Consider the following 13,226-nt stretch of genomic DNA (forward strand, 5'->3'; position numbering starts at 1 on the left):
GCCGAGCCGATCGCATCGGACGAACTCGCTGGTCATCGTTGTCGGCAGCCGTTGTGGGGAGTGCGCGCGTCCGCGTCGCGGCGCCTCGCGATCAGCCGTCCCCGGACGAAGACGCGCGCGCCGAGCCGTGGCCGATCGAGTTCACTACGGAGGAGGGCGTAGGCTTGGCGCTCCGACGGACGGCGCGACTTCTGGGAGCGGTGCATGAGCAAGGGTGAGGGGACTCCTCCCGCTACGACGCGGACCGGCACGATCAGCGTGCGGGTGCCCGCGGTGTCCGAACAGCTCGCGATGTTGCGTGCCTTGGCCGAGACCGTCGTGCTCATGGCCGATTTCGGCATCGACGAGGTGACCGACATCCGGCTGGCCCTCGACGAGGTGGCCAGCGCCCTGGTGCTGGACGCGGTGGACGGGGCGGAGCTGGAGTGCGCGTTCGGCTTCGAGGACGACGCGGTGGAGGTGCGCGTCTCCACCGTCACGGTGTCGGACGCCAGCCCGGACGAGTCCGGCTTCGGCTGGCACATCGTGGCGACGCTCACGGATTCGGTCTCGGCCACCCGAGGCGCACACGACTCCGCTGTGGGCGGCTACCCGACCGTCGTCGACTTCCGTTGGGTGCGCGGCGGCTCGAATAATGAGTAGCGAGTCGAATCAGGTCGCTTCCAAGCGCAAATCGCGGGGAGACACCTACGACAATATCGAGCCGCTCTTCGCCGAACTGGCCGCGCTGGCCCCGGACGATCCACGCCGGGACGCCGTGCGCACCGAGCTGATCGAACGTTGCCTGCCGCTGGCCGAACACATCGCCCGCAAGTTCAGCGGCCGCGGCGAGAGCTTCGAGGACCTGTTGCAGATCGCTCGGGTGGGCATGCTCGCCGCCGTCGACCGCTTCGATCCGGGGCACGGCGCGACCTTCCTGTCGTTCGCGGTGCCGACGATCATGGGTGAAGTGCGCAGGCATTTCCGCGACTACGCCTGGTCGGTGCGAGTGCCAAGGCGGCTCAAGGAGATCCAGTCCACCATCGGTCCGACGGTGGAGATCCTGTCGCAGCGGCTGGGCCGGATGCCGCGGGCGCGGGAGATCGCCGAGGAACTGGGCGCGGACCTGAACGAGGTGACCCAGGCGCTCATCGCCCGCAACGCCTACCAGACCTCCTCGATCGACGCCGCCTCGGACACCGACGACTCCGAATCCGGCGGTCCCTCGCTGCTGGACTCGCTCGGCGCCGAAGACCCGGACTTCAGCACCGTGGAGAACTACCTGGCGGTCAAGCCGTTGCTGGCGGCTCTGCCGGAACGTGAGAAGCAGGTGCTGGTGATGCGCTTCTTCGACTCGATGTCCCAGGAGCAGATCGCCCAGCGCATCGGATGTTCGCAGATGCAGGTCTCACGGATTCTGTCGAAGACCTTGAAATCGCTGCGCGAGCAGGCGCTGCGGGACTGACCCGCGCCCCGGCGGAGGCGTTCACTCGCCGGTCAGCCCGTGGTGACGCTCGCGCATCGCGTGGACGACGGCGACCAGCACGCGATGTGCGGCGCGCAGGTCCGCGTCGGGCAGTTCGGCCATCGCGGCTCAGTTTCTGAGAGAGTTGGCGGGGTGAGCGCTTGGGATCGCTATGCGTCGGTGGTGACCGCCCGGACCTCGTGGGTGCTGCTCGTGGTGCTCGCCGCGGCTTCGATCGGCCTGATCGGCGCGGTGGGCGAGAACGAGTCCGCCGGGCAGGCCCCTACCGCGCTACCGGCCTCAGCCGAATCGGCGCGAGTCGAACAGGCGCTCGAGGAGTTCCCGGACGCGGGGTCGGCCGCCGCGATCATCGTGGTGACGCGCGCCGATGACGGCGAGCTGACCGATGACGACCGCAACGCCACCGTGACGGCGGTCACGCGCGCGTCGGGACGGACACCCGGCCCGAGCGATCTGCTCGCTTCGCCGGACCGGAAAGCGGCGATCGGGCAAGTGCCCGTGGACGCCGATCTGAGCGGATTCCCGCTGACCGACCGGATCGGGGACATCCGTGCCGTCGCGCGGGAGGGCCTGCCCGAGGGACTCGTCCTGCAGGTCACCGGCGGTCCGGCGTTCGGCGCCGACATCGCCGACTCGTTCTCCGGCGCCAACGTCACCCTGCTGGCGGTGACCGCGATGGTCGTCGCCGTGCTGCTGATCGCGACGTACCGCTCCCCGGTGCTGTGGCTGGTGCCGCTCGCGGTGGTCGGCGCGGCCGATCGGGTGGCCACCGGCGCCGGAACCGCGCTGGCGCGTGTGACCGCCCTGACCTTCGACGGCTCGACCTCCGGTGTCACGAGTGTGCTGGTGTTCGGTGCGGGCACCAACTACGCGCTGCTGCTGGTGTCGCGTTATCGGGACGAACTGCATCGGGAAGCCGACCACCGCACGGCATTGCGACACGCGGTGCGGCGCGCCGGGCCCGCGATCCTGGCCAGCAACGTCACGGTGGTCGCCGCCCTGCTCGTGCTGGTGCTCGCCTCCGTGCCCAGCACGCGCAGTCTCGGTGTGATGGCCGCGCTGGGATTGCTGGTCGCGGTGGTGTTCGTCCTGCTCGCGCTGCCCGCCGCGCTCGCGTTGTGCGGACGCAACGTGTTCTGGCCGTTCGTGCCGGAGGCCGACGATCGCGATACGGCGAACGAGGGCGTCTGGCACGCGGTCGCCGCGTGGGTGGTGCGCAGGCCCGCGGTGGTCGCAGGAACCGCGCTCGTGGGGCTGGCCATCTGCGCGACCGGATTGCTGTCGACGCAGGTGGGCCTGTCGCAGACCGAGCAGTTCCGGGTTCGCGCGGAGTCGGTGGAGGGATTCGACGCCCTCGCTCGGCATTTCCCCTCCGGCGCTTCCGATCCCGCGATCGTCCTCGCGCGCAGCGACGCGGTGGTGGAGGTCGACGCGGCGTTCCACCGCACGGAGGGCGTGGTGATGACCTGGCAGACCGGCACCTCGCCGACCGGGCTGACCCGGTGGGCCGTGGTGATCGACGCGCCGCCGTCTTCCGCACGTGCCTTCGACACGATCGAGGCGCTGCGCGCGTCGGTGGCCCAGGTGCCGGGCGCCGACGCGATTGTCGGCGGCACCGATGCCCAGGCGCTGGACGTCCAGACGGCCGCGAGCCGCGACCGCAAGCTGATCATTCCGCTGATCCTGGTCGTCGTGCTGGTGGTGCTGCTGGGGCTGCTGCGCGCGGTGCCTGCCGCGTTGCTGCTCGTCGCGGTCACGGTGTTGAGCGCGCTGGCGGCGCTCGGGCTGGGCAGCTGGATGAGCGAGCACGTGTTCGGGTTCCCGGCGCTGGACATCAGCGTGCCGCTGTTCGCGTTCCTGTTCCTGGTCGCGCTCGGCGTCGACTACACGATCTTCTTGGTGACCAGGGCTCGCGAGGAGACTCCGGGCCACGGCACCACGCATGGCATGGTGCGGGCGGTGTCGGTGACCGGCGCGGTGATCACCAGTGCGGGCATCGTGCTCGCGGCGGTGTTCTGCGTGCTCGGCGTGCTCCCGCTGATCACCCTGACTCAAGTCGGCATCGTGGTGGGCCTCGGCATCCTGCTGGACACGTTCGTCGTGCGCACGGTGGTGATCCCCGCGCTGTTCAGCCTGATCGGGCGGAAGATCTGGTGGCCGAGCGAGCTGCGGCTCGTCGAGGAGGAGGGCGACGGGCGCGGCGGCGGGGATCAGTCGGCGGGCGCCCAGCCCGGGCCGCGGAACAAGTAGCCGCCGCGGGCGCGCCACGAGGGCGCGCTACGCAGGTCCCGCCAGATCGAGGCGAACTCGTGGGTGGCGACCTTCGCCAGATTGAACGTCTCGATGTTCTTGGTCAGCCCGTAGCGGACGCGTTCGTCCTCCGGCTCGAAGGTGCCGAACAGCCGATCCCAGATGATCAGGATGCCGCCGTAGTTCTTGTCCAGGTAGCGATCGTTGGAGCCGTGGTGCACCCGGTGATGGGACGGGGTGTTGAACACGAATTCCACGGGACGCCATAGCGTCGCGACCCGCTCGGTGTGGATGAAGAACTGGTAGACGAGGCTGACCGACTGTTGCAGCAGGATCATCCAGGGCGGGAAACCGGCCAGCGCCAGCGGCAACCAATAGGGCAGCGAGCTGAACGGGGTCCACGGCTGGCGCAGCGCGGTGGAGAGGTTGTAGAACTCGCTGGAGTGGTGCACCACGTGGCTGGCCCAGAACACGCGCACCGTGTGGTGCGTGCGGTGATACCAGTAGTAGGCGATCTCGTCGGCGAAGAACAGCGCGACCCAGGTCAACGGATGGTCCGTCGGGAGATGGAACGGGGCGGCCAGGTACGCCGCGGCGTACACCGCGACGACCGCGAGTTTCCAGCCGAGGTTCACCACCACGTTCCCCAGCCCCATGAGCACGCTGGTGCGCGCGTCGCGGAACTGGTAGCCGAGTTGGTCGTCGTCGGGCAGCAGGTGGAAGGAGGCCGCTTCGAGGGCAAGGCAGAGCACGAAAACCGGTATGGCGTGGGCGATCAGGTCGAACAATGGGTCAATCTTTCGGTGCTGCTTGGGCGTCCACCAGGCGGGTGAGCAGGGCGTAGGCGGTGTCGTAGGCCGCGGCCGAATCGCGGCGGGCAATGTGTTCCGCGAGCGCGCGATGGGCGCCGGGATCGATGTATTCCTTGTTCAGGCCCAGTTCGGCGACGACTTCCATCCCGATCCCGAAATAGCCGGAGACCAGGGTGTTCAACGCCAGCCGGTAGGCGAGATTGCCGGAGCCGTCCAGGATCGCCACCCAGAACGCCAGATCGGCATCGACCACGGCGCCGAACGGGGCGGTGGCGTCCGGATAGGCCGCGGCGGCGCGTTGCACCGTCGCCAGTTGGTCGGCGTCGGCGTGCTCGGCGCACAACCGGGCCGCGTCGGCGGCGACCGAACGCCGCATCACCGCGATGTCGTGCAGGATCCGTCTGGCCGGTACCGCGCCGGAGCGAGTGAGCGCGGTCAGGATGTCCAGGCCCGCGTGCGAGCGCCAGTCGAGAACCCGGGTCTTGCCACCGGGCGTGACGCGGACCAGCCCGCTCTGCTGTACGCGCTTGAGCGCTTCGCGGACGGCGTGGCGGTTCACCTGGAACATCTCGGCCAGCTCGCGCTCGGAGGGGAGCGTCGCCTCGGGGGCGAGTTTGCCGCTCAGGATGGCGTCGATGATCTGGCCGAAGACCGTATCGGAGACGGCGGTGCGGGCGACCGCGGCGAATTCCATGTCACCGAGTCTCGCGTATGGCGGTCAACAGGTCAACTGGTTGGACCAGTTCCTGGAAAGCAAGGCGGATGCCCGCTTCATGCGGCCATCCGCCTACGACCTATCTGCCTCCGCTTTCGCTCGGCCGTGCGCGGTGCTACCACGCGTTCGCTACGGCCGTGCGCGGCGCCAGGCACGGACAACGTCCGATAGCGCACGTGCAGCGGTCAGTGCCGGAAGGCGTCCTTGACCTTCTCGCCGGCGTCCTTCAGGTCGGACTTGATCTGGTCGGTGCGGCCTTCGTCGCGCTTCCCCCGGTCACCCTTGGCCTCTCCGAGCTTTTCTTTGGCCTGACCAGCGACTTTATCGGTCTTGTTCTTCGCCTTGTCGACTGCGCTCATGTCACAACCTCCCTTTGAAGCGACCGGCCGGCCATCTTCAGCCGGTCTTCTCGGCAGTAGCCCGTAATCGGGCGGCCAAACATCGGCCATTCCTCGTAAAAAGCGGAAGACCCGGCGGGCAACCGGGTCTTCGCGGAAATCGTGCGTATTCGAAATCGCCGCCGAATCCGCATGCTGCGTGCGGTCTCCGGCGCGCCGGGAATTACGCGGCCGGAACCGTGGGCGGTGTCAGAAGGCCTTGCAGCACACCGACACCCGCGCCGAGGGCCGCACCGACGGCGATGGCAGGGGAGGCGACGAATCCATAACCGATGGCGGCGCCGAAGGCCATGACGGCCACCGTCCCGGTCGGAAACATCGGCAGGCCCGCGATGGCGCCGCAGATGGCGCCGATGACCGCTCCGATCGAGGCGACCGGCGCGGCCACCATGCTGCCCGCCGAGGCGCCGATGGCGGTGGAGCCGATCAGGTCGGCGGCGATGCGGTCGGAACGCGACGGATCGAAGCCCGCCGAATCCAGGGTCTGCGCGATGCCTGCTTCCGGGCCCGCGATCGCGTCGTTGAACATCTTGCCCTGCTCGGGAGTCATGAAGTCCGGGCGGCCGATCACCACCGAACCCACGCGCAGCGTGCCGGGCGGCGCCTCGATCGGCGCGACCGCGGGAGCCGGGGCGGCGGGGTTGGGCAGGTGCAGCCGCTGCGGCTCGACCGGCGCGAGCAGGTTCGGATCCGGCATCGGCCGGTTGACGCTCAGGTCGTTGCGGCCCGCGGAAACCGGGGGCGCGGGCGGAAAAGCCTCGGGCGGAAAGGCTCCGGGGTCCGCGGGATCGGCCGCCGGGGTGATGAGGCCAGGGCCGGGCGCCGGGGCGAACGGGATCTGGACGGAGATCTGCGGCAACAGCGGGTCGGCGGTGGCGGTCGCGGCGGCGCCGACCAAGGACAACGGAATGGCGCCCGCGACGACCAGAGTGGCGGCGCGGCGGAAGAACGGGTGTGCTGGAGTTTCGATTTCGGGTACTGCTATGCCCATGGACTTACCCACCTCATTCTGAAGAGGACATGTACCTACCCTTCTAGTTCGATTCAGAAAGCCCCACGGATGCGCGGAAGTTCGAATTATTTTCCATTGCGGCGAAACGCGCCCCTGCCAATCGAATCCGCGTGACAGCGCCGAATAGTCCTGTCGCTGTGGTCAACCGATCGCGACTGCGCGACTGCCGGTTTTCTTCAACCGAAATCAGGGAAACCACCCCCGAAACGGGGCCATGCCCCGCTGTGTGGGCTCCGAGCCACGCAGCGGCCTGATCAAGAGCCCATCCGATCCCCGTCATGTGGGGGCGTTCGAGGTGGTCGGCGAACTGGTCAGCACGACACTCCGCGACGGCTACCTCACCTCGGAGCGGATGCGCTTCTTCGCGGCCAAGTTCCGCGAAGCGGCCCAGGCATCCGACAAAGCGGTCGAAGCGCCCCGCAGTGACATCGACACTCGGGTATCGAGCACGTTGAAGCAGTCTGGCTACTGGTCCTGGGCATGTACGGTGACCGTGTACGGGGTGCTGAGGAGGGGCTGCGTTCGCGGACTCCAGCGAGTTTGCGCGCAATGTTTTTCGCGGTTAGCAGCGCGCCCAAGGCGGGTGTGCGGCTCCCGTGCGGGAGGAGTTGACCACCCGATCCCCGCCGGGCACACCCGGCGGGGCCAACGCGTCAGGATGCCGCGTCGAATCCGGCGCGCAGGTCGGCGAGGATGTCGTCGATTCCCTCGATGCCGACCGCGAGTCGGACCAGGCCGGGGGTGACGCCCGCGGCCAGTTGCTCTTCCGGCGTCAGTTGCGAGTGGGTGGTGGAGGCCGGGTGGATCACCAGCGAGCGGACGTCGCCGATGTTGGCCACGTGGCTGTGCAGGCGCAGCGCCTCGACGAACCGCTTGCCCGCGTCCACGCCGCCCGCCAGCTCGAAGCCGATCACCGCGCCGGTGCCCTTCGGGGCGAGGGCGCGGCCGCGCTCGTACCACGGCGACGACGGCAGGCCCGCGTAGGACACCGAGGTGACTTCCGAACGGGTGGTGAGGAATTCGGCCACCGCCTGCGCGTTCTGCACGTGCCGCTCCACCCGCAGACTCAGCGTCTCCAGGCCCTGGCTGATCAGGAACGCGTTGAACGGCGAGACCGCCGAGCCGAGGTCGCGCAGCAGTTGCACGCGCGCCTTCAACGCGTAGGCGGGCGCGCCGAGTTCGGCGTACACGACACCGTGGTAGCTCGGGTCGGGTTCGGTGAAGCCGGGGAAGCGGCCGCCGGTCCAGTCGAACTTGCCGCCGTCCACGATCACGCCCGCGATGGCCGCGCCGTGTCCGCCGAGGTACTTGGTGGCCGAGTGCACGACGATGTCGGCGCCATGGGCCAGCGGCTGGATCAGGTACGGCGTGGCGACGGTGTTGTCCACGATCAACGGCACACCGTTGTCGTGGGCGACGCCCGCGATCCCCGGGATGTCGAGGATGTGGTTCTGCGGGTTGGAGATCGTTTCGCCGTACAGCGCCTTGGTGTTCGGGCGGATGGCGGCTTTCCACTGCTCGAGGTCGTCGGGGTCGTCGACGAACGAGACCTCGATGCCGAGCTTGGGCAGCGAGTAGTGGAAGAGGTTGTAGGTGCCGCCGTAGAGCCGGGGGCTGGACACGATGTGGTCGCCCGCTCCGGCGATGTTGAGGATCGCGAAGGTCTCCGCGGCCTGCCCGGAGGCCAGCAGCAGAGCGGCCACGCCGCCTTCCAGGGCGGCGATGCGCTGCTCCACCGCGTCCTGGGTCGGGTTCATGATCCGGGTGTAGATGTTGCCGGGCTCGGCCAGACCGAACAGCGCCGCCGCGTGCGCGGTGTCGCGGAAGGTGTAGGAGGTGGTCTGGTAGATCGGCAGGGCGCGGGCGTTGGTCGTGCCGTCCGGAATCTGTCCGACGTGGATCTGCTTCGTCTCGAAGCTCCAGTCCTGCGACAGGTCGGGTTCGGTCATCGGGAAGGTCCTCCTTCTGGTGAGTGATCGAGCTGGTTGGGACGGCGGCTAATCGGTGATCAGCCTGGTGTCGACCGGAGTGCGCCCGGTCGTGAGATCCAGTACCGGGCAGTGTGCGTCGACGGCCTGCTGGAGTTCGGCATAGCGCTGCTCGGTCTCGGGCCCGCTGAGGCGGACGGTCACCCGCACCGCCTGGAAGCCGGGGCGAACGTTCTCATCCAAGCCGAAGAACCCGCGCACGTCGAGATCGCCTTCGGCGCTCACCGCCAGTTCGTCGATCGTGATGCCGAGGCGCTGGGCCCAGAACCGATAGGTCACCACTTGACAGGCGATGAGCGACGCCAGGTACACCTCGACCGGATTGGGCGCGGTGTCCGCGCCGCCGAGCGCGGGTGGTTCGTCCACGCGCACGGTGTGCCTACCGAGCGTGATCGCGCTGCCCACTGTCCCTTCCGGAGTCCCGGAGGCACGGAACACCACCAGCGCGTTCGCCGGGTCGTCGGCGACCGCCTTCGCCGTCGCGTCGGCGATGTCGTTGAGCGGGGTGCCCACATCAGTTGTCATGTCCACTGACGCTAGAAACCGCAGGGGGCGACGGCGATAGTTACATTCGGACTGAGTGCAAGGATGGTGCGCGGTACTGCGTCAGTCCGCGGGTTCGCTCTCCGGTTCCGGCGGTGGCGCGGTGGCCGCGTCGATCTGCTCGCCGAGGTAACGCAGGACCACCGCGGCGATCGCGACGACCGGCACGGCCAGGAACGCGCCGACGATCCCGTAGAGCGAGCCGCCCGCGGTGACCGCGAGCAGCACGATGACCGCGTGCAACTGCATGCTGCGGCTCTGCAACACCGGTTGCAGCACGTTGCCCTCCAGTTGCTGTACGGCCACGACGATGCCGAGCACGATCAGCGCGGTGACGAAGCCGTTGCCCACCAGCGCGACCAGCACCGCCAGGGCGCCCGCGACGAACGCGCCGACCATCGGCACGAATCCGCCGAGGAACGTGATCACCGCGAGCACCAGCGCCAGCGGTACCCCGAGGATGACCAGACCGGCGCCGATGAGCACCGCGTCGACCAGGCTGACCAGCGCCTGGGTCCGGATGAACCCGCCGAGCACGACCCAGATCCGGCTGAGCACCTCTTCCAGGTGCCTGCCGCCGCGGCTGCCGGAGACGCTGTGCAGCCAGGGCAGGAAGCGCGGCCCGTCCTTGACGAAGAAGAAGCTCAGTACCAGCACGAGGAACAGGGTGATCAGCGCCGACGTCGCGGTGGTCACGCCGCTGAATACGCCGGTGGCGATCTGCGCGGAACTCGACTGCAACCGGGACACGATGGCGTCGACCGCCGAATTCAACTGCTCTTCGCGGATTCGCAACGGCGGCCCCTGCAACCAGTCGCGCACCTGGTTGACGCCCGCGCTCGCCTTGTCGGCCAGTTCCGGGACCTGGTCGACCACCGAGGGCACGATCAGCGCGATGACACCGGCGAGCACACCGAGGAAACCGAGCACCGCGAGCGAGGCCGCCGCGGCGGGCGGCAAGCCGCGGGCGGTGAGCCAGCGCACCGGCGGCCACAGCACGGTGGCGATCACGATCGCCAGCGCCACCGGCAGGATCACTACCCACAGCCGGGCGACCAGGAAGCCGAGCACCCACGCGCCCGCCGCGATCGCGACGATGCACACCGCCCACTTGGCCAGCCACAGCAGGCCCACACCGATGACATCACCGCGATCACGCGGCGTGAGTTCGTCCGGTTTGTCGCTTTTGCTGCGTTCGCTCACCGGCCCAGTCTGGCACGCGCCACGAGATCGAGCGGGACTCGTGATCAGGCGACGCGGTCGATTCCGGGTTCTGTGCGCACTGGAGTCGCTGTTTGGCCCCGGCATCCCCGGTCATCACCTGAGCAGGTCATCGGAAGGGTGGTTGCCGTGCGGTGTGTGGTGTTCGGTGCGACCGGCTACATCGGCGGACGGCTGGTGCCGGAGTTGCTACGCGCGGGTCACTCGGTTCGCGTGCTGGCACGCACACCCGGCAAGCTCGCCGAGGCCCCCTGGCGCGATCGCGTCGAAGTGGTGGCGGGCGACGTGACCTCGGCCGCCGACGTGCGCGGCGCGCTGGCGGGGCAGGAGGTGCTGTACTACCTGGTCCATTCGCTGACCCGCGCTGACTTCGACACGGTGGACCGGGAGGCCGCCACGCTGGTCGCGGCCGAGGCGGCGCACGCGAGGCTGACCAGGATCGTCTACTTGGGCGGCATCGTCCCGGGTGCGCAGCGGCTGTCGCGGCACCTGGCCTCCCGCACCGAGGTCGGCGAGATCCTGCAGGCGGGCGCGGTACCCGCCCTGGTGCTGCGGGCCGCGGTGATCATCGGTTCCGGCTCGGCCAGTTTCGAGATGCTGCGCTATCTGACCGAGCGTCTGCCGCTGATGGTCACCCCGCGCTGGGTGCGCAACCGGATCCAGCCGATCGCGGTGCGTGACGTGCTGTATTACCTGACGCGGGCGGCGACGCTGCCCGAAGGCGCGGGCGGCGCGTTCGACATCGGCGGCCCGGACGTGCTGACCTACGTACAGATGATGCGCGCCTACGCCGAAGTGGCCCAGCTGCCGCGACGGCTGATCGTGCCGGTGCCGGTGCTGACGCCGTGGTTGTCGGCGCAGTGGGTGAATCTGGTGACCCCGGTGCCGCGCGCGATCGCCGTTCCGCTCATGGAGTCGCTGATCAACGACGTGGTCTGCCGCGACCACGCGATCGCGGGCCTCATCCCGGACCCACCGGACGGACCGACCGGTTACCGCAGAGCAGTCGCGTTGGCGCTGGAGAAGATTCGCGATCTGGACGTACCGACCAGGTGGTCGGACGCCCATCCGCCGGGCGCGCCGTCGGACCCGCTGCCCACCGACCCGGCGTGGTCGGGCGGGTCGCTGTACCGGGACGTGCGCGAACGCCACACCGATGCCGACCCCGCGACGCTGTGGCGGGTGATCGAGGCTATCGGGGGCGAGCACGGCTGGTATTCCTTCCCGCTGGCCTGGTCGCTGCGCGGTTGGATCGACCGGCTCGCCGGCGGCGTCGGTCTCGGCCGTGGACGCCGCGATCCACACCGGCTGCACGAAGGGGAGGCGCTGGATTGGTGGCGGGTGGAGCGGATCGAACGACCTCGGATGCTGCGCCTGCGCGCCGAGATGCGGGTACCGGGACGGGCGTGGCTCGAGCTCGCGGTCGAGCCGGACGGTCCGGGCGCCACCTACCGCCAGTGCGCGGTGTTCGAACCGCACGGACTGGCCGGGCATCTGTACTGGAAATCCATCGCGCCGTTCCACGCGGCCATCTTCGGCGGGATGGCGCGCAATATCACCGGCGCCGCGGAATCTTCCCGCGCGCGGTGACGCGGCCCGCTCACCCGGCTATCTGGTGGCGGGGGTCGCCAGCGCCGCGGCGATCAGCGGCCACGAGTTGTGCAAGTCCTCTTGCCAGTAGCCCCAGGAGTGCGTGCCGGAGGGACGGAAGTCGAACGTCGCGGGGATGTTCAAGGCACGCAATCGATCGCTCAGGTCGCGAGCGCACTGGTTGATGATCGCCTCCAGGAAACCGCCGGTGACGAGCTGGCTGACCAGTTTGTCGCGATTGCCGTCGATGCCGGGCCCGTCGGGCCGGTCGAACGGTCCCGGCATGCCGGTGCCGGTGGAGACGTAGATGGCAGTGCCGCGCAGTTGATCCGCGTGCAGGTACGGGTCGTTGGCGGCCCATCGGGGATCGGTGGGCGGGCCCCACATGTTGAGGGCGTTGCCGCGCCAGCGGGTGACGACGGCGGCGACCATGGCTTGGCCTTGCGGATCGCTGGTGCGGACGCATCCGCTGTAGGAGCCGACGGCTCGATAGAGCCCGGGTGCGTTGAGGGCGAGCTGGAATACCGAGGTGGCCGCCATGGAGATTCCGGCGACGGCGTTGGCGCCGTTGCCGGCGAAAGTGGCGTCGATCAGCGGCGGCAGTTCTCTGGTGAGAAATGTCGTCCAGCGTTGCCTGCCCAGCACCGGATCGTCCGTCCGCCAATCCGCGAAATAACTTCCCTCGCCGCCCATGGGCACGACGACATTCACTTGTTTGTCCCGGAAGAAATCCTCGATATCGGTCCGATCGGTCCAGTTGCTTCCTTCCGAGCCGCCGCTGGCTCCGTTGAGCAGATACAGCGTCGGCGCGGGTGCCGAATTATCCGGTGCGCGGATGACTTTCACCGGGATCGTCGTACCCATAGCGGCGGAATGGATCCGCACGTCGGTCAGCCGACCGGTGCCAGGCTCGATGCCGACCACTCGGGCGTCATCCGCGGTCACCGTGTCCGGTGTCCGGGCCGTAGGTTCCGCTGTCGCCGCAGGCCAGGCCGGTGACAGCGGTGTAGCGGCGAGCGCGAGCGCGACGGCGATCGAGGTGATGATCGCGCCTGGCCTGCCTGTCGTTCGTGCCCGCACGCAAGACCTCCGAACCTGCTTCGTGCACCGTAGTGGTGGCGAAAGTAGGGCGCGGTCACGATGCCCGGCAAGCGCTCGCGAGCATTCTTGGGAAACTCGACGACCCGCCCGCGCCGTCTGCTGGTGGTGGTCACAAGATTCCGTGCTACCCA

Annotated in this window: 12 protein-coding genes; 4 read left to right on the forward strand and 8 right to left on the reverse strand. The window is 69.0% G+C overall.

Features of this window, described 5'->3' with window-relative positions; all coding sequences use genetic code 11:
- Window positions 1-204 precede the first annotated feature (204 nt).
- From ACIHAX_RS28870 to ACIHAX_RS28880, 3 genes are all read left to right on the forward strand, one after another.
- A complete protein-coding gene (locus ACIHAX_RS28870) occupies window positions 205-642 on the forward strand; it encodes an anti-sigma factor (protein WP_355072666.1) in 438 nt (145 codons plus the stop codon).
- Complete coding sequence (locus ACIHAX_RS28875; protein WP_355072668.1) at window positions 635-1,444, forward strand: RNA polymerase sigma factor SigF; 810 nt, start codon at window positions 635-637, stop codon at window positions 1,442-1,444. Before ACIHAX_RS28870 ends, ACIHAX_RS28875 begins: the two co-directional genes overlap by 8 nt.
- A gap of 153 nt (window positions 1,445-1,597) precedes the next feature.
- On the forward strand, window positions 1,598-3,715 hold the full coding sequence (locus tag ACIHAX_RS28880) for an MMPL family transporter (RefSeq protein WP_397280676.1): 2,118 nt from the start codon (window positions 1,598-1,600) through the stop codon (window positions 3,713-3,715).
- Here ACIHAX_RS28880 and ACIHAX_RS28885 read toward each other — a convergent pair.
- The 7 genes from ACIHAX_RS28885 to ACIHAX_RS28915 form a co-directional block, all read right to left on the reverse strand.
- Window positions 3,676-4,503, reverse strand: coding sequence for a sterol desaturase family protein (locus ACIHAX_RS28885; RefSeq protein WP_397280678.1), 828 nt, complete (start codon window positions 4,501-4,503; stop codon window positions 3,676-3,678). The two genes, ACIHAX_RS28880 and ACIHAX_RS28885, sit on opposite strands and share 40 nt — an antisense overlap.
- Before the next feature lie 4 nt (window positions 4,504-4,507).
- On the reverse strand, window positions 4,508-5,221 hold the full coding sequence (locus ACIHAX_RS28890; RefSeq protein WP_355072674.1) for a GntR family transcriptional regulator: 714 nt from the start codon (window positions 5,219-5,221) through the stop codon (window positions 4,508-4,510).
- 206 nt (window positions 5,222-5,427) lie between these two features.
- A complete protein-coding gene (locus tag ACIHAX_RS28895; RefSeq protein ID WP_355072675.1) occupies window positions 5,428-5,601 on the reverse strand; it encodes a CsbD family protein in 174 nt (57 codons plus the stop codon).
- 202 nt (window positions 5,602-5,803) lie between these two features.
- A complete protein-coding gene (locus ACIHAX_RS28900; protein WP_379252936.1) occupies window positions 5,804-6,631 on the reverse strand; it encodes a hypothetical protein in 828 nt (275 codons plus the stop codon).
- A gap of 674 nt (window positions 6,632-7,305) precedes the next feature.
- Window positions 7,306-8,601, reverse strand: coding sequence for a bifunctional o-acetylhomoserine/o-acetylserine sulfhydrylase (locus tag ACIHAX_RS28905; RefSeq protein ID WP_355072679.1), 1,296 nt, complete (start codon window positions 8,599-8,601; stop codon window positions 7,306-7,308).
- A 48-nt stretch (window positions 8,602-8,649) separates the two neighbouring features.
- Window positions 8,650-9,165 carry an OsmC family protein gene (locus tag ACIHAX_RS28910; RefSeq protein ID WP_355072680.1) on the reverse strand — a complete coding sequence of 172 codons (516 nt, stop codon included), beginning with the start codon at window positions 9,163-9,165 and terminating at the stop codon, window positions 8,650-8,652.
- A gap of 81 nt (window positions 9,166-9,246) precedes the next feature.
- A complete protein-coding gene (locus ACIHAX_RS28915; protein WP_355072682.1) occupies window positions 9,247-10,386 on the reverse strand; it encodes an AI-2E family transporter in 1,140 nt (379 codons plus the stop codon).
- Between the two features lie 147 nt (window positions 10,387-10,533).
- Here ACIHAX_RS28915 and ACIHAX_RS28920 point away from each other — a divergent pair, with 147 nt between their 5' ends.
- Window positions 10,534-11,994: an SDR family oxidoreductase gene (locus ACIHAX_RS28920; protein WP_364427586.1), complete on the forward strand. Its 1,461-nt coding sequence runs from the start codon at window positions 10,534-10,536 to the stop codon at window positions 11,992-11,994.
- 18 nt (window positions 11,995-12,012) lie between these two features.
- On the opposite strand, the gene ACIHAX_RS28925 is transcribed toward ACIHAX_RS28920, so the two are convergent.
- Window positions 12,013-13,074, reverse strand: coding sequence for an alpha/beta hydrolase (locus ACIHAX_RS28925; RefSeq protein ID WP_397280681.1), 1,062 nt, complete (start codon window positions 13,072-13,074; stop codon window positions 12,013-12,015).
- Between the last annotated feature and the right edge of the window lie 152 nt (window positions 13,075-13,226).

The sequence above is a fragment of the Nocardia sp. NPDC051929 genome (assembly GCF_044548645.1).
GTDB lineage: Bacteria > Actinomycetota > Actinomycetes > Mycobacteriales > Mycobacteriaceae > Nocardia > Nocardia sichangensis.

Bases quoted from the DNA above. Each gene is read 5' to 3' on its own strand.
- ACIHAX_RS28870 (WP_355072666.1), top strand. From the start codon at position 205: ATGAGCAAGGGTGAGGGGACTCCTCCCGCTACGACGCGGACCGGCACG.
- ACIHAX_RS28875 (WP_355072668.1), top strand. From the start codon at position 635: ATGAGTAGCGAGTCGAATCAGGTCGCTTCCAAGCGCAAATCGCGGGGA.
- ACIHAX_RS28890 (WP_355072674.1), bottom strand. From the start codon at position 5,221: ATGGAATTCGCCGCGGTCGCCCGCACCGCCGTCTCCGATACGGTCTTC.
- ACIHAX_RS28895 (WP_355072675.1), bottom strand. From the start codon at position 5,601: ATGAGCGCAGTCGACAAGGCGAAGAACAAGACCGATAAAGTCGCTGGT.
- ACIHAX_RS28900 (WP_379252936.1), bottom strand. From the start codon at position 6,631: ATGGGCATAGCAGTACCCGAAATCGAAACTCCAGCACACCCGTTCTTC.
- ACIHAX_RS28905 (WP_355072679.1), bottom strand. From the start codon at position 8,601: ATGACCGAACCCGACCTGTCGCAGGACTGGAGCTTCGAGACGAAGCAG.
- ACIHAX_RS28910 (WP_355072680.1), bottom strand. From the start codon at position 9,165: ATGACAACTGATGTGGGCACCCCGCTCAACGACATCGCCGACGCGACG.